Annotated in this window: 19 protein-coding genes; 16 read left to right on the top strand and 3 right to left on the bottom strand. The window is 60.5% G+C overall.

Annotated elements, in window-relative coordinates:
• The first annotated feature begins 71 nt into the window (after window positions 1-71).
• The 3 genes from AC0ZWN_RS28265 to AC0ZWN_RS28255 all read left to right on the top strand — a co-directional run bounded on the left by AC0ZWN_RS28265 (window position 72) and on the right by AC0ZWN_RS28255 (window position 1,991).
• On the top strand, window positions 72-1,022 hold the full coding sequence (locus AC0ZWN_RS28265; RefSeq protein ID WP_476337626.1) for a CheW domain-containing protein: 951 nt from the start codon (window positions 72-74) through the stop codon (window positions 1,020-1,022).
• Between the two features lie 90 nt (window positions 1,023-1,112).
• Window positions 1,113-1,598: a chemotaxis protein CheW gene (locus tag AC0ZWN_RS28260; RefSeq protein WP_095050193.1), complete on the top strand. Its 486-nt coding sequence runs from the start codon at window positions 1,113-1,115 to the stop codon at window positions 1,596-1,598.
• Window positions 1,599-1,991, top strand: coding sequence for a DUF2802 domain-containing protein (locus AC0ZWN_RS28255; protein WP_476337625.1), 393 nt, complete (start codon window positions 1,599-1,601; stop codon window positions 1,989-1,991).
• 112 nt (window positions 1,992-2,103) lie between these two features.
• Here the strand turns inward: AC0ZWN_RS28255 and AC0ZWN_RS28250 are convergent, their stop codons facing one another.
• Both AC0ZWN_RS28250 and fliK read right to left on the bottom strand, forming a co-directional pair.
• Window positions 2,104-2,433 carry an EscU/YscU/HrcU family type III secretion system export apparatus switch protein gene (locus tag AC0ZWN_RS28250; protein WP_016987484.1) on the bottom strand — a complete coding sequence of 110 codons (330 nt, stop codon included), beginning with the start codon at window positions 2,431-2,433 and terminating at the stop codon, window positions 2,104-2,106.
• Window positions 2,430-4,004, bottom strand: coding sequence for a flagellar hook-length control protein FliK (fliK, locus tag AC0ZWN_RS28245; RefSeq protein WP_476337623.1), 1,575 nt, complete (start codon window positions 4,002-4,004; stop codon window positions 2,430-2,432). The genes AC0ZWN_RS28250 and fliK overlap by 4 nt, the downstream gene beginning before the upstream one ends.
• Window positions 4,005-4,201: 197 nt before the next feature.
• On the opposite strand from fliK, the gene ccmA reads away from it, so the two are divergent.
• From ccmA to AC0ZWN_RS28185, 12 genes are all read left to right on the top strand, one after another.
• Window positions 4,202-4,837, top strand: coding sequence for a cytochrome c biogenesis heme-transporting ATPase CcmA (gene ccmA / locus AC0ZWN_RS28240; RefSeq protein WP_099758371.1), 636 nt, complete (start codon window positions 4,202-4,204; stop codon window positions 4,835-4,837).
• Entirely contained in the window at window positions 4,834-5,502 is a 669-nt protein-coding gene (gene ccmB / locus AC0ZWN_RS28235) for a heme exporter protein CcmB (protein WP_007919970.1), read from the top strand. Before ccmA ends, ccmB begins: the two co-directional genes overlap by 4 nt.
• Before the next feature lie 78 nt (window positions 5,503-5,580).
• Window positions 5,581-6,336 carry a heme ABC transporter permease gene (locus AC0ZWN_RS28230; protein WP_095050201.1) on the top strand — a complete coding sequence of 252 codons (756 nt, stop codon included), beginning with the start codon at window positions 5,581-5,583 and terminating at the stop codon, window positions 6,334-6,336.
• Complete coding sequence (ccmD, locus tag AC0ZWN_RS28225) at window positions 6,333-6,509, top strand: heme exporter protein CcmD (protein WP_003222944.1); 177 nt, start codon at window positions 6,333-6,335, stop codon at window positions 6,507-6,509. The genes AC0ZWN_RS28230 and ccmD overlap by 4 nt, the downstream gene beginning before the upstream one ends.
• Window positions 6,506-6,961 (top strand): cytochrome c maturation protein CcmE, encoded by a 456-nt coding sequence (gene ccmE / locus AC0ZWN_RS28220; protein ID WP_053118425.1) that lies wholly within the window; start codon window positions 6,506-6,508, stop codon window positions 6,959-6,961. The genes ccmD and ccmE overlap by 4 nt, the downstream gene beginning before the upstream one ends.
• Window positions 6,962-6,964: 3 nt before the next feature.
• Window positions 6,965-8,953, top strand: a complete 1,989-nt coding sequence (locus AC0ZWN_RS28215; protein ID WP_194934433.1) for a heme lyase CcmF/NrfE family subunit — start codon at window positions 6,965-6,967, stop codon at window positions 8,951-8,953.
• Window positions 8,950-9,486, top strand: coding sequence for a DsbE family thiol:disulfide interchange protein (locus AC0ZWN_RS28210; RefSeq protein ID WP_166222385.1), 537 nt, complete (start codon window positions 8,950-8,952; stop codon window positions 9,484-9,486). The genes AC0ZWN_RS28215 and AC0ZWN_RS28210 overlap by 4 nt, the downstream gene beginning before the upstream one ends.
• The gene (locus tag AC0ZWN_RS28205) at window positions 9,483-9,953 is read left to right on the top strand and encodes a cytochrome c-type biogenesis protein (RefSeq protein WP_242209473.1); all 471 of its coding nucleotides are present in this window, start codon (window positions 9,483-9,485) and stop codon (window positions 9,951-9,953) included. The genes AC0ZWN_RS28210 and AC0ZWN_RS28205 overlap by 4 nt, the downstream gene beginning before the upstream one ends.
• Window positions 9,950-11,152 carry a c-type cytochrome biogenesis protein CcmI gene (ccmI, locus tag AC0ZWN_RS28200; protein WP_476337619.1) on the top strand — a complete coding sequence of 401 codons (1,203 nt, stop codon included), beginning with the start codon at window positions 9,950-9,952 and terminating at the stop codon, window positions 11,150-11,152. The genes AC0ZWN_RS28205 and ccmI overlap by 4 nt, the downstream gene beginning before the upstream one ends.
• Before the next feature lie 25 nt (window positions 11,153-11,177).
• Window positions 11,178-11,582: a hypothetical protein gene (locus AC0ZWN_RS28195; protein ID WP_093439844.1), complete on the top strand. Its 405-nt coding sequence runs from the start codon at window positions 11,178-11,180 to the stop codon at window positions 11,580-11,582.
• Window positions 11,583-11,789: 207 nt separating this feature from the next.
• Window positions 11,790-12,002, top strand: coding sequence for a type II toxin-antitoxin system HicA family toxin (locus AC0ZWN_RS28190; protein ID WP_095050205.1), 213 nt, complete (start codon window positions 11,790-11,792; stop codon window positions 12,000-12,002).
• Window positions 12,002-12,406 carry a type II toxin-antitoxin system HicB family antitoxin gene (locus tag AC0ZWN_RS28185; protein WP_099758378.1) on the top strand — a complete coding sequence of 135 codons (405 nt, stop codon included), beginning with the start codon at window positions 12,002-12,004 and terminating at the stop codon, window positions 12,404-12,406. The genes AC0ZWN_RS28190 and AC0ZWN_RS28185 overlap by 1 nt, the downstream gene beginning before the upstream one ends.
• Before the next feature lie 69 nt (window positions 12,407-12,475).
• Here the strand turns inward: AC0ZWN_RS28185 and AC0ZWN_RS28180 are convergent, their stop codons facing one another.
• Window positions 12,476-13,663: an MFS transporter gene (locus AC0ZWN_RS28180; RefSeq protein ID WP_476337617.1), complete on the bottom strand. Its 1,188-nt coding sequence runs from the start codon at window positions 13,661-13,663 to the stop codon at window positions 12,476-12,478.
• Between the two features lie 241 nt (window positions 13,664-13,904).
• On the opposite strand from AC0ZWN_RS28180, the gene AC0ZWN_RS28175 reads away from it, so the two are divergent.
• The gene (locus tag AC0ZWN_RS28175; protein ID WP_476337616.1) at window positions 13,905-14,516 is read left to right on the top strand and encodes a hypothetical protein; all 612 of its coding nucleotides are present in this window, start codon (window positions 13,905-13,907) and stop codon (window positions 14,514-14,516) included.
• Window positions 14,517-14,818: the final 302 nt, after the last annotated feature.

The following is a 14,818-nucleotide window of genomic DNA, read 5'->3' as shown; positions in this document are numbered from 1 at the left end:
ATCTTGCTTAGTGGCGCTCCTGAAAAGTTCAAAAGATCGCAGCCTGCGGCAGCTCCTACAGGGGACTGTGCATGAACCGGCCTTTGAAGTTGACGTCGAAGCCGCAGTTGGCCTTGCAGTCGTATCTGGACAGTTTGCTCCAGGAAATTCCTGACGCGTTGCCGACGCCAGTCGAAGTTGTCGAAGAAAGTACCGAGGCGCTGGACGAGTTTCAGGCCGCAGTGCTGGAAGAGCAGGCGCGTGATGCGCAGAAGGCTGCCAAACCTGTCGCACCGGTTGTCGCGCCTGCCGCCGCACCGGTCGCCAAGGCACCGGTTGCATTGATTGAAGAAGCCGAGCCGGTTCGCGCGTCCGTTTCGACACTGGCACCGCTGCTGCAAACCCAATTGCTGAAAACCGCGCCGGAACCGGCAGTGGTCGAACCGGCCCCAGCTCCGGTTGCACCCGCGCCTGTCGAACAGACGCTGGTTCCGCCGCTGGTGGAAGTGCATCTGCCGCCGAACAACACGCCGCCACCGGTGGAAACCGATGGACGTCCGGCCTGGGCCTCGGAAGCGTTCGAATGCCTGCTGTTCGACGTCGCCGGCCTGACGCTGGCCGTGCCGCTGGTGTGCCTCGGCTCGATCTACTCGCTGGCCGGCCACGAGCTGACGCCGCTGTTCGGTCAGCCGGAATGGTTCCTCGGCATCCTGCCGAGCCAGGCCGGTAATTTGAAAGTGTTGGACACCGCGCGCTGGGTCATGCCGGATCGCTACCGCGATGACTTCCGTCAGGGCCTGCAGTACGTGATTTCGGTACAAGGTTACGAGTGGGGGCTCGCGGTGCATCAGGTCAGCCGCTCGTTGCGTCTGGACCCGAATGAAATCAAATGGAGAAGTCACCGGGGTCAGCGGCCATGGCTCGCCGGCACCGTGATTGAGCACATGTGTGCATTGCTTGACGTTTCCGCACTGGCCGAGTTGATCGCCAGCGGTGGGGCAAAGCACCTCGGCGGCCACAAGCCGCTACATAAACCGACATAGCAGCCGACATAACAATCAGGCGACGGCATTGTTGAATGCCGCCACACAGAACACACACCGCTCAGAGCGGTTTTTTCGAGGGGTCAGGGTATGAGTAGTCAGGCGACGAATGCAAAAGGTTCTGAAGATCCGATCCTGCAATGGGTGACCTTCAAACTGGACAACGAGACTTACGGCATCAACGTGATGCGCGTGCAGGAAGTGCTGCGCTACACCGAGATCGCTCCGGTGCCGGGCGCGCCAAGCTACGTGCTGGGCATCATCAACCTGCGCGGTAACGTGGTCACCGTGATCGACACCCGTCAGCGCTTCGGCCTGAGCACCGGCGAGATCAGCGACAACACCCGTATCGTCATCATCGAAGCCGACAAGCAAGTCGTCGGCATCATGGTCGACAGCGTGGCCGAAGTGGTTTATCTGCGTCAGTCGGAAATCGAGACGGCGCCGAACGTCGGCAACGAAGAGTCGGCCAAGTTCATCCAGGGCGTGTGCAACAAGAACAACGAGTTGCTGATCCTGGTCGAGCTGGACAAGATGATGAGCGAAGAAGAATGGTCGGAACTGGAGAGCATCTGATTGATTCTCGAGGTCGCGGTCATTGTCCTGTTCCTCTTCTGGGCAGGCACACTGGCAATGTTTGTGTCGTACATCAAGGCGCAGCGGTTGATCGCTGCGCAACAGGCTCAGGGCGATGCGTTGCGTGATCAGCGCATCAAGGACCTGGCCAAGCGTGTCGACGACTACCAGAACGGCAACGTGCGCATGGGCGACGCCCTGCACGAGTTGCGCGCGGTGGTGAATCCGTTGCCGGACAAGATTGTCGCGCTTGAACAACGCGACCCGTCGAGCCTGTCATTCGCCCAAGCGGCGAAACTGGTGGGCATGGGCGCAAGCGTGGATGAACTGACTCAGTCCTGCGGGTTGACACAGGCAGAGGCGGAGTTGATGCGCAAACTTCACAAAAACTGATTTTTGCGCCCAAGCTGATGGCCTATTCGCGAGCAAGCTCGCTCCCACATTAGATCGGTGTACGCCGAACCAATGTGGGAGCGAACTTGCTCGCGAAGGCGTCTTCGAAGTCTCAGTAATCATCCCCGCGATCGGTGACGTCTTTCTCGACCATCGGCGCATTCGGGTCCTGCCCCTCGGGGAATTTGCCCTTCAGGTTCCACGCAAACGCGATGATCTCGGCGATGGTGCGGTACAACTCTTCGGGAATGCTGTCGCCCAGCTCCATTCGCGCCAACAACCGCACCAGTTCAGCGTTCTCGTAAATCGGCACTTCACAGTCGCGAGCAATGCGCAGAATTTCTTCGGCCAGTTCGTCATCACCTTTGGCGGTGAGGGTTGGCGCGTGGTTGCCGTCGTATTTGAGGGCGATGGCCTGGCGTGGGGCAGTGGAATCGTTCATGCGGTTTCGTCGACCCAGCGATGTTCAAGACGGGTTTGGTTGCCTTGCGGCGGGGTGCCATGGTGGCAGTCGATGTCGCCGACGTTCAGCCCGCGATCGAGCAGGCGCTGGCGCAGGGCAAACAGGTTGTTTTCGATGAGTTCGGCGGTGTACGGCCGTTCGGCCCACAGTTGGCTGGACAGGCTGCCGGCGATCAACTGCGCCTGAATTTGCATCGGCCCGAGCGGTTCCATGTCGAACGCCAGATCGACGCGCCACAGTTGTTGCTTGGGCTCGCGCTCATCGCGACGCTCGTTCGCTTGCGGTTCTCGCTCCGGTGCTTCTTCACGCTGAAACTTGACCTGCAACGGCACGATGTCCTGCAGATTGCGCATGGGAATTTCCAGCTGCCAGGTGCTGAGCAGGCGCCCATCGTCGGTGACGCCGGTCTGCTCCAGGCTCGACAGTTGATGGCTTTGCAGGCGTGAAACAGCGGCAGCAGCGAGGCGCAACAATTGTTCCAGATCGCCTTCGCCGTCCAGGCTTTGCAGCAAACGCTCTGGCAGTGGGAAGCTGCTTGGCACCGGTTTCGCGCTGACCTGACCGAGCATGCCGAGCGCATTACGCACGAAACTCGGCAGCGCTTGCGCCAGGGTGTTGGCGGCGATGATTGCGTTGAAACTGGTGCTGCTCGGCAAACCCGGGGTCAGTTGTGCGATCAGCTTGAGCAGATCGGCTTTCATGTCCGGTGCCAGCGTCGGGTTCTGCCCGGTCAGCAGTTTGCCTTCGAGGAACACGCCGCTGTTGGCCAGGGCAAGGGCCACGCCTTTGGCGGTGCTCAGTTGTTGCACGTCCGGGAGGCTGGCAAGGAGCTTGTCGACCAACGCGCGTAGATCCGCAGAGGTTTGGTCGGTGGGGGGTGGCAGGTTTTGCAGCGCGTTCAACAACCCGCTCAGCGACGCCTGACGACTTTGCTGGCCGAGCAGTTGCTGACTCACGGCCAGTTGTTCCTGACGGCTGCTCATTGGCAGGAATTTCAGGGATTGTGCGTCTTCGACCAACGCCGACAGCAAAGTGCCGATGCGCAGCGGCTGCGGGCTGTCGATGGTCAGTGTGCTGCCGCTCTGGGCGGTGTTGAGCAAACTGACCAAGGAGCGGAACACCGCTGCCTGCCCCGGCGTCTGCCGCAGCGCCTGCGAGGTCAGCACTTTGCCTTGCAGCAGCGTACCGACCGGCAATTGTGCGGTGTCGATGCGGGTGAGGGCGGCGACGCTGCTGGCAATGGCTTGTTGCACAGTAATCGCCAGATTGCCCGCCGAGGGCTGAGTGATCGCCAGACTGGTGCCTTGGGGTAGCGGCAGATTGCTGGTCGCTTGCACGGTGGTCTGGCGTCCGCCGTCGACGGTCACCTTGAGCAATAGCTGAAAAGTCTGATCCGCCTGCTTGAGCGACAACACCTCGGCCTTGGCGCTTTGCCCGGCGCCGATCAGGCCTTCGACCGGGGTCAGCAGCTTGAGCAGCTCACCGACCTGCGGGCGAACGGTCGCCGGGGTGGTGGGCGGGAGCGGGAGGATGTTTATTTCGCCTGTCATACGCGGACACAACCTGAGGAAAATGCACTCTTGAGAGTAAGGCACGACATGTATAATGCCGCCCGTCTTGCGCTTCGAATAAAAAACATAGCAATTGTTTGACCCAGCTCTCTAGATCGAGCCGTCAATGCATCTATGCTGCATCTCTTTAACGGCCGCGCCAGAGCCGACTTGAACCGTATAAGGCCCGTGATCCCTTGACCAGTCCTGTCCTGCAAACCGTTGCCCTCGCGTGTGAACGTGATCTGCGGCTGCTCTTCGAAAATCTCGAATTGAGACTCGCCAGTGGCGATATGGTGCAGATCAGCGGTCCCAACGGCAGCGGCAAGACCAGCCTGTTGCGTCTGCTTTCAGGGCTGATGCAGCCGACCGCCGGGCACGTCCTGCTCAATGGCCAGCCGCTGACCGAACAACGCAGCGAACTCGCCCGCAACCTGCTGTGGATCGGCCACGCCGCCGGGATCAAGGATTTGCTGACCCCGGAAGAAAACCTCTCCTGGCTCTGCGCCCTGCATCATCCCGCCGAACGCGACGCCATCTGGCAAGCCTTGGCAGCCGTAGGATTGCGCGGTTTCGAAGATGTTCCCTGCCACAGTCTGTCCGCCGGTCAGCAACGCCGCGTGGCGTTGGCTCGTTTGTATCTGGACAGCCCGCCGCTGTGGATTCTCGATGAGCCGTTTACCGCACTGGACAAGCAGGGCGTGGCGCAGCTCGAAGAGCATCTGGCCGGACACTGCGAACGCGGTGGTCTGGTGGTGCTGACCACGCACCATACGCTGAGCCGGATGCCGGCCGGTTATCGCGATATCGATCTGGGGAACTGGGCAGTATGAGTGTGTTTGGCCTGCTGGTTGCCCGTGAATCCCGACTGCTGTTTCGCCGCCCGGCGGAACTGGCCAATCCGCTGATTTTCTTCGCCATCGTCATCGCGTTGTTCCCGCTGGCCGTCGGCCCGGAAACTCAAGTGTTGCAAAACCTGTCCCCCGGGTTAGTCTGGGTGGCGGCGCTGTTGTCGGTCCTGCTCTCACTGGACGGGCTGTTCCGCAGTGATTTCGAAGACGGGTCCCTGGAACAGTGGGTCCTTTCGTCGCACCCGTTGCCACTTCTGGTCTTGGCCAAGGTGCTGGCACACTGGCTTTTCTCCGGTCTGGCGCTGGTTCTGCTCTCACCGCTGCTGGCGTTGATGCTCGGTTTGCCTGCCGCCTGTCTGCCGGTTTTGCTGCTTTCGTTGTTGCTGGGAACACCGGTGCTGAGCTTGCTCGGCGCGGTGGGCGCGGCACTGACGGTCGGTTTGAAACGTGGCGGCCTGTTGCTGGCGCTGCTGATTCTGCCGTTGTACATCCCGGTGTTGATCCTCGGCAGTGGCGCTTTGCAGGCAGCCCTCCAAGGCATGCCGGCGACCGGGTATCTGCTGTGGCTGGGTAGCCTGACCGCTCTGGCGATCACCCTGACACCGTTTGCAATAGCTGCTGGCCTGAAGATCAGCGTCGGCGAATAATGAGGTCTGGTTAAAATTTAACCAGCAAAGACCCTGAGACTGCTCACACCGATGAGCGGCATCCGTGATGGAAACAGTATGAACTGGACCTGGTTTCACAAGCTCGGCTCGCCCAAGTGGTTCTACGGCATCAGCAGCAAGTTCTTGCCATGGCTGAGCATCGCAGCGTTGCTGCTGATCGGCGTCGGCGTAATTTGGGGCCTGGCCTTCGCGCCGCCGGATTATCAGCAAGGCAACAGCTTTCGCATCATCTATATCCACGTACCCGCCGCGATGCTCGCTCAGTCGATCTACGTGATGCTGGCGGTGTGCGGCGTGGTCGGGCTGGTGTGGAAGATGAAACTGGCCGACGTCGCCCTGCAATGCGCTGCTCCGATCGGCGCGTGGATGACCGCCGTGGCGCTGGTCACCGGGGCGATCTGGGGCAAACCGACCTGGGGTTCGTGGTGGGTCTGGGATGCGCGCCTGACCTCGATGCTGATTCTGCTGTTCCTGTATTTCGGCGTGATCGCGCTGGGCAATGCCATCAGCAACCGCGACAGCGCCGCCAAGGCCTGCGCGGTGCTGGCCATCGTCGGCGTGATCAACATCCCGATCATCAAATACTCGGTGGAGTGGTGGAACACCCTGCACCAGGGCGCAACCTTCACCCTCACCGAAAAACCGGCGATGCCCGCGGAAATGTGGCTGCCACTGCTGCTGACGGTGCTGGGTTTCTACTGCTTCTTCGGCGCCGTGCTGTTGCTGCGCATGCGTCTTGAAGTGCTCAAGCGTGAGGCCCGTGCCAGTTGGGTGAAAGAAGAAGTGCAGCACAGTCTGGAGGCCGCTCGATGAGTTTTGCTTCATTCGGCGACTTCCTCGCCATGGGCCATCATGGCCTGTATGTCTGGTCGGCCTACGGCATCTGTCTGGCGGTGCTGATCCTCAACGTGGTGGCGCCGATCGCGGCCCGCAAGCGTTATCTGCAACAAGAGGCGCGTCGTCTGCGCCGGGAGAACGGCAAGTGAATCCGCTGCGCAAGAAACGTCTGATCATCATTCTGGCCATTCTGGTCGGGGTCGGCGCTGCCGTCGGCCTGGCGCTCAGCGCCCTGCAGCAGAACATCAATCTGTTCTACACGCCGACCCAGATTGCCAACGGCGAAGCACCGCAAGACACGCGCATCCGCGCTGGCGGCATGGTCGAGAAGGGTTCGCTGCAACGCTCGCCGGATTCGCTCGACGTCAAATTCGTCGTCACCGACTTCAACAAATCCGTGACCATCACCTATCGCGGCATCCTCCCGGATCTGTTCCGCGAAGGGCAGGGCATCGTCGCCCTCGGCAAGATCAACGCCGACGGCGTGGTGGTGGCCGATGAAGTGCTGGCCAAGCACGACGAGAAGTACATGCCGCCGGAAGTGACCAAAGCCTTGAAAGACAGTGGTCAATCGGCACCAACGCCTGCGAAGGAGGGTTGATCGATGACCTCGGCAATTTTTATTCCTGAGCTCGGCCATCTGGCGATGATTCTGGCGCTGTGTTTTGCGCTGGTGCAGGCCGTGGTGCCATTGGTCGGTGCCTGGCGCGGCGACCGTTTCTGGATGAGCCTGGCCCAGCCAGCCGCGTGGGGGCAGTTTGCCTTTCTGCTGTTCGCGTTCGGCATTCTGACCTACGCGTTCATGACCGATGACTTCTCCGTCGCCTACGTGGCAAACAACTCCAATACCGCGTTGCCGTGGTATTACAAATTCAGCGCCGTGTGGGGCGCCCACGAAGGTTCGTTGCTGTTGTGGGCGTTGATCCTCGGCGGCTGGACCTTCGCGGTGTCGGTGTTCTCGCGGCAGTTGCCGCAAGTCATGCTCGCTCGCGTGCTGGCGGTGATGGGCATGATCAGCACCGGTTTCTTGCTGTTTCTGATCCTCACGTCCAACCCGTTCAAACGCATCCTGCCGCAAATGCCCAGCAATGGCGCCGACTTGAATCCGTTGTTGCAAGACATCGGCCTGATCGTTCACCCGCCAATGTTGTACATGGGCTACGTCGGCTTTTCGGTGGCGTTCGCCTTCGCCATCGCCGCGTTGATGGGCGGTCGCCTTGATGCTGCGTGGGCGCGTTGGTCGCGCCCGTGGACCATCGTCGCCTGGGCCTTCCTCGGCATCGGCATCACCCTCGGTTCGTGGTGGGCGTATTACGAACTCGGCTGGGGCGGCTGGTGGTTCTGGGACCCGGTGGAAAACGCTTCTTTCATGCCTTGGCTGGTCGGCACCGCGCTGATCCACTCGCTGGCGGTCACGGAAAAACGTGGCGTGTTCAAGAGCTGGACGGTGTTGCTGGCGATTGCCGCGTTCTCGCTGAGCCTGCTTGGCACGTTCCTCGTGCGTTCCGGCGTGCTGACCTCGGTGCATGCGTTTGCCTCTGACCCGGAGCGCGGCGTGTTCATTCTGATCTTCCTGTTGTTTGTGGTCGGCGGCTCGCTGACGCTGTTCGCCCTGCGCGCACCAGTGGTGAAGAGTCAGGTCGGGTTCAACCTGTGGTCGCGGGAAACCCTGCTGCTGGGCAACAACCTGGTGCTGGTCGTCGCCGCGTCGATGATCTTGCTCGGCACGCTGTACCCGCTGATTCTCGATGCCCTGAGCGGCGCCAAGATGTCGGTTGGCCCGCCGTACTTCAACGCGCTGTTCATCCCATTGATGGGATTGCTGATGGTGGTAATGGCGATCGGCGTGATCGTGCGCTGGAAAGACACGCCGGTGAAATGGCTGGCCGGCATGCTGACCCCGGTATTGCTCGGCAGCGTCGCGCTGGCCGTGGTGGCTGGTGTCGCTTACGGCGATTTCAACTGGGCAGTGATCGCGACCTTCCTGCTCGCCGCGTGGGTGTTGCTCGCCGGTGCGCGCGACATTGTCGACAAGACTCGCCACAAAGGTTTGATCAAAGGCCTGCCGACGCTGACTCGCAGCTATTGGGGCATGCAGATCGCGCACCTGGGCATCGCCGTGTGCGCGCTGGGCGTGGTGTTGTCGAGCCAGAACAGTGCCGAGCGCGATCTGCGCCTGGCGCCGGGCGAGTCGATGGACTTGGCCGGTTATCACTTCATCTTTGAAGGCGCCAAGCACTTCGAAGGGCCGAACTTCACCTCCGACAAGGGCACCATTCGGGTGATCCGCGACGGCAAGGAAATCAGCGTGCTGCACCCGGAAAAACGCCTGTATACCGTGCAGAGTTCGATGATGACCGAAGCCGGGATCGACGCTGGTTTCACTCGCGACCTCTACGTTGCCCTCGGCGAGCCGCTGGACAATGGCGCATGGGCGGTGCGCGTGCACGTCAAACCGTTTGTGCGCTGGATCTGGTTCGGCGGTTTGCTCACAGGTTTGGGTGGTTTGCTGGCGGCGCTGGATCGACGTTATCGGGTCAAGGTGAAAGCCAAGGTGCGTGAAGCATTGGGCATGACGGGAGCGGCTGCATGAGACGTTGGTTGATGCTGGTGCCACTGGCGATTTTCCTGCTGGTGGCGGTATTTCTTTATCGCGGTCTGTACCTTGATCCGGCGGAGCTGCCGTCGGCGATGATCAACAAGCCGTTCCCGGAGTTTTCGTTGCCGGCGGTGCAGGGCGACAAGACCCTGACCAAGGCTGACATTCTCGGCAAACCGGCGCTGGTCAATGTCTGGGGCACCTGGTGCATTTCCTGCCGGGTCGAGCATCCGGTGCTGAACAAACTCGCCGAGCGCGGTGTGGTGATCTACGGCATCAACTACAAGGACACCAACGCTGATGCCTTGAAGTGGCTGGCCGAATTCCACAATCCGTACGTGCTGGATATCCGTGACGACGAAGGCTCGCTAGGCCTCAATCTGGGTGTCTACGGTGCACCGGAAACCTTCTTCATCGACGCCAAGGGCATCATCCGCGACAAATATGTCGGCGTGATCGACGAGCAGGTCTGGCGCGAAAAACTCGCCGCCAAGTATCAGGCGCTGGTCGATGAGGCCAAGCCATGAAGCGCTTTCTGGCTGCCGTGGTTTTGGGCTTGAGTCTGGCCGGCGTCGCCCATGCTGCGATCGATACGTACGAGTTCGCCAAAGAAGCTGATCGTGAGCGTTTCCGTGAACTGACCAAGGAACTGCGCTGCCCCAAGTGCCAGAATCAGGACATCGCCGACTCCAACGCACCGATTGCCGCTGACCTGCGCAAAGAGATTTTTCGCATGCTCGGCGAGGGCAAGGACAACCAGCAAATCATCGACTTCATGGTCGATCGCTACGGTGATTTCGTCCGCTACAAACCGGCGCTCAACGCCAAGACCGCACTACTGTGGTTCGGCCCGGCCGGGCTGTTGCTCGGTGGTTTGGTGGTGATCGCGGTGATTGTCCGTCGTCGTCGCGGCCAGCGCGCCGAAACCCCGCAAGCGCTGTCCAGCGAAGAGCGTCAGCGCCTCGACCAACTGTTGGATAAAAACCAAGAATGATTGATTTCTGGCTTGCCGCAGGGCTGTTGCTTCTGGTCGCCCTGAGTTTTCTGCTGATCCCGGTGCTGCGTGAACGTCGCGCCCAGCGTGAAGAGGATCGTACTGCCCTGAACGTTGCGCTGTATCAGGAGCGCGTCGCCGAATTGCAGTCGCAACAGGCTGAAGGCGTACTCGACGCGGCGCAAATGGACAGCGGCCGTGCCGAGGCGGCGCGTGAGTTGCTGGCGGATACCGAAGGCGTTGCCGCACCGCGTGTGTCCAAGCTGGGTAAACCGTTGCCGTTGTTGGCGGCTGTGTTGGTGCCGGTGTTGGGCTTGGGCCTCTATATGCACTTCGGCGCCGCCGACAAGGTTGAACTGACCCGCGAATTCGCTCAGGCACCGCAGTCGATGGAAGAGATGACCCAGCGTCTGGAGCGTGCCGTCGCGGCCCAGCCGGACTCCGCTGAAGGCCTGTATTTCCTCGGTCGTACCTACATGGCGCAAGAGCGTCCGGCGGACGCGGCAAAGATGTTCGAACGCGCTGCCAACCTTGCCGGGCGCCAGCCGGAACTGCTCGGCCAGTGGGCGCAGGCGCAGTATTTTGCGGATGGCAAAAAGTGGTCGGCGAAGATTCAGGCCCTGACTGACGAAGCGCTGAAGGCTGATCCGAAAGAAGTCACCAGCCTCGGTCTGCTCGGTATCGCCGCGTTCGAAGGCGAGCGTTATCAGGAAGCCATCGATTACTGGAACCGCTTGCTGGCGCAATTGCCGCCGGACGACAACTCCCGCGCCGCGCTGCAAGGCGGGATCAAACGCGCCGCCGAGCGTCTGGAAGCCAGCGGTGGCAAGGTTGCTCAGGCGTCCGTAGCCGCGAAAGCCGCGCTGTTGAAAGTCAGCGTCGATCTTTCCAGCGAACTCCGAAGCAAAGTACAACCGGGCGACAGTGTGTTCATCTTTGCCCGCGCGACTTCCGGCCCGCCGGCACCACTGGCCGCCAAGCGTCTAACCGTGGCCGATCTACCGGTGACCATCGAACTAGGCGATGCCGACGCAATGATGCCGCAGTTGAAACTGTCGAACTTCCCTGAAGTCCAACTGGTTGCGCGCATCTCCCGCGCCGGCCAACCGACTGCCGGCGAATGGGTCGGTCGCAGCGGCCCTCTGGCCAGCAGCACCACTGCGCTACAAAAACTGACCATCGACAGCCCGGACCAATAGCCGGACACAACAGGAAAGCACCGCCATGCACACCATCGCCCGAATCACAGTCCTCACACTGGCCCTGGGCTTGAGTGCATGTGCGGTGCAACGACCGGAACCGACCACCAACCTGCCGCCGATCCCGCCTTCGCAACCGAGTCCGACCCCGTCGACCTCGCCGACCCCAGGCAAAAGCATCCCGGCAAAACCGTCCAAACCCGTCCCGCGCACCTCGGCCAGCTTCGCACCGCCACCGGGCGGCAACAGCCACTGGGACCAGAAACTCGGCGTCTACGTCCTCGACGACCAGACCAACACCTTCTACCGCCAGCGCACCTACTACCGCTGGAACAACGGCTGGAGCCGCTCGGTCAGCCCCAATGGCCCGTGGGAAGACACCAACATCCACGGCGTTCCCCCGGGGTTGGGCAAGCAGTTTGGGCAGTAAATGAAAACGGCGATCTTTGGATCGCCGTTTTGCTGTGTGCCTGTTGGGTTCGCACAGAAATTGCTCAAGGAAGTGCTGCGTAAAGCTCAGGATCTAGCGTTTCAATCACACTCTGTAAAACAACCGGACGTCGCTCTGTGGATTTTCGTGCTTGATTAAAGGTAACTCTAGGGTTACTTTTAATGGGCCGGGGCAAGGAGGCGATTGGTGCAAAGCAGGTTATTGATCAAGGAGCTGGAGGAGGCGGGTTGGACGCTGGACCGGATTACCGGCAGTCATCACATTTTCAGGCACCGTTACAACCCTTACACGATTCCCGTTCCTCATCCGAAAAAGGATTTGCCGTTGGGGACAGTCAAAAGCATCAGGAGACGTGCCGGGTTGTACAACCCGCCAGCCAGTTTCGAAGGAGATCCATAATGCAATATCCAATCTGTATCGAGTGGGGAGACGAGAACACTGCCATCGGTATTCAGATCCCCGATATTCCCGGCGCCGTTACAGCGGGGGATAGCTTTGAAGATGCCTACAACGCGGCGGTTGAAGTCGCCCACATCATGCTGCAGGAGATTGCGGCGGACGGGGAGTCGATTCCTATGCCGACTTCGGCATCCGCTCATCGCAGTAATCCGGACTTTGCCGACATGGGTTGGGGCATGCTCGAGCTGGATATTTCGCCTTATCTCGGCAAGACCGAAAAGGTCAACGTGACGTTGCCTGGCTATGTAATTCAGCGCATCGATCGTTATGTGCGCGAACACAACGTCAAAAGCCGTTCCTCCTTTCTGGCGGATGCGGCGATGGAGAAACTGGTTCGTTACTAAGCTTCATCGCTCCCTCAGGCTAAATGAATAACCCGTGGGAGCGAGCCTGCTCGCGAAGCTTTTGCCACCTTACGCCGTTGCCAATGAACTGCGCTGCGAAGCACTCAAAAAGCGCAACAACGCCAACAGCGGGAACGCACTTCCCACAATCACGATCCACAACCAGCCGCCATGCTCGTACACCGCACTGGCCACCGACGAGCCGAAGGCGCCGCCGATAAAGATGCTGGTCATGTACAGCGCGTTCAGACGACCACGGCTTTTGGCGTCCAGCGAGTAGACCGCGCGCTGGCCGAGGACCATGTTCATCTGCACGCAAAAGTCGAGCACCACGCCGGTCACGGCCAGGCCGATGACGCTGTAGGCCGGGTGAATGAACGCCGGCAGGAAGCTCAGGCTGGCAAATATCATCGCCAGTAGCGAAGCGATGCGGGTGTGTCCGGCGTCGGCCAGGCGTCCGCTGATCGGCGCGGCGATGGCACCGATGGCGCCGACCAGGGCGAAGATCGCGATTTCGCTTTGCGACAAACCATGGTTGCGCGCCAGTTCCAGCGGTACCGCAGTCCAGAACAGGCTGAACGTGGCGAACATGCAACCCTGATAAAACGCCCGTTGGCGCAACATCGGTTGTTGGCGCAGGAGTGTCCACAGCGAACCGATCAACTGGCCATACGTGGCGCTGTGATCAGGCTGACGCTTTGGCACGGTCAGCGCCAGTACCACGCTGATCACCGCCATCAGAGCGGCAGCAATCATGAACATCGCCCGCCAGCCGAGATGGTCAGCGACCACGCTCGACACCGGTCGCGCCAACAGAATACCGAGCAACAAGCCGCCCATGATCCCGCCGACCACCCGGCCACGGGATTCTTCCGGTGCCAGATGCGCGGCCAGTGGAATCAGGATCTGCACCGACACCGAACTGAAGCCCACCAGCAACGAGATCAGCAGGAACACGTTCGGCTGATCGGTAAACGCCGCCGCCAACAGACTGGCAATCGCCACCACGGTGGTGGTGATCATCAAACGGCGGTTTTCCAGCAGATCGCCCAGCGGCACCAGAAAGAACAGGCCCAGCGCATAGCCAATCTGCGTCAGCGAGACGATGAAACTGGCCATGGTGTCGGAGAGGCCGATGTCCGGCGCGATCAGGCCGATGATCGGCTGTGCGTAGTAGATGTTGGCAACGATGGCGCCGCAGCAAAAGGCGAACAGCAGCACCATGCCTCGGGTCATTGCGTGAGTGGTGGTGGTCATAAGGTTTCTCGATCCAGCGAAAGAATGCGCTAAGGCTATGGGGCAAACCGGATGGGCAGAAGACGCCTTCGGTTGATATCAGTTATTCCGTTGCGCAATGACGGGGTGCTAGCAGCGCGTCATCCATCGGCGGACCTTGCGTCCGACCGTTGCGGGTCGATGATACATTCACTTACATCCTGTTCGATAGCGTGCTTATGTTTGCATTGGCTTGTTCAACATTCATGACCGGAGGATTGCAATGAAGCTTCGTCTTATCGCAACGATTGTCCTGACTAGCCTGCTCGGCGCGATGAGCGCACAGGCCGCCGACGCACCGGGGATGCGCCTCGGTGTGCGCGGCGAGATCACCGGGGTCAGCGCCGACAGCCTCAAAGTCCACGTCAACAGCGGCGAGAACGTGGTGATTCAGTTGACTGGTGACACCAACGTTCGCGCGGTCACCCTGGCCAATATCGAGGACATCAAACCCGGCAGTTACATTGGTTCGGCGGCGATGCCTCAAGAGGATGGCACGCTCAAGGCACTGGAGGTGCATGTGTTTCCGCCGGAACTGGCGGGCAGCGGCGATGGCCATCGGCCGTTTGATCTGGCCAAGGGCAGCAGCATGACCAATGGCAGCGTCGGCGATTTGGTGGTGAGTAACGGGCGGGTGCTGACGGTGAACTACAAGGGCGGGCAGCAGAAGATTCTGGTGCCGGAGGATGTCCCGATCGTCAATCTGGTGCCCGGGGATCGGAATTTGCTGAAGGTTGGGGTGAAGATTGTTACGTTCGTCACGCAGGGTGCGGATGGCACGCTGACGGCGCAATCTATTTCTGCGGGGAAGGATGGGGTGACGCCGCCGATGTAGAAGCCCCTCACCCTAGCCCTCTCCCGGAGGGAGAGGGGACCGATTGGGGGATGTTGAAGGAATACGCCGACCTGAAACTGCGATGCCGAATCCATAATCGATAAGGTTTCTCAGGTCGATGTAACTCGCCAGACACCTCGGTCGGCCCCCTCTCCCTCCGGGAGAGGGCTGGGGTTGATCTGGCTTAATGATTCTGGACACCCCTAAAGGGCGTTAATCTACGCCCAACGAAGAGGTGTGATTTGACCAGAAGATATTTTTCGACAGATTTCAAACGGGATGCGGCTTGCCTGGTTTTGGAT

Source organism: Pseudomonas sp. 3B-A001-10F, assembly GCF_056313565.1.
This window is presented reverse-complemented; position numbering and strand designations above follow the sequence as displayed.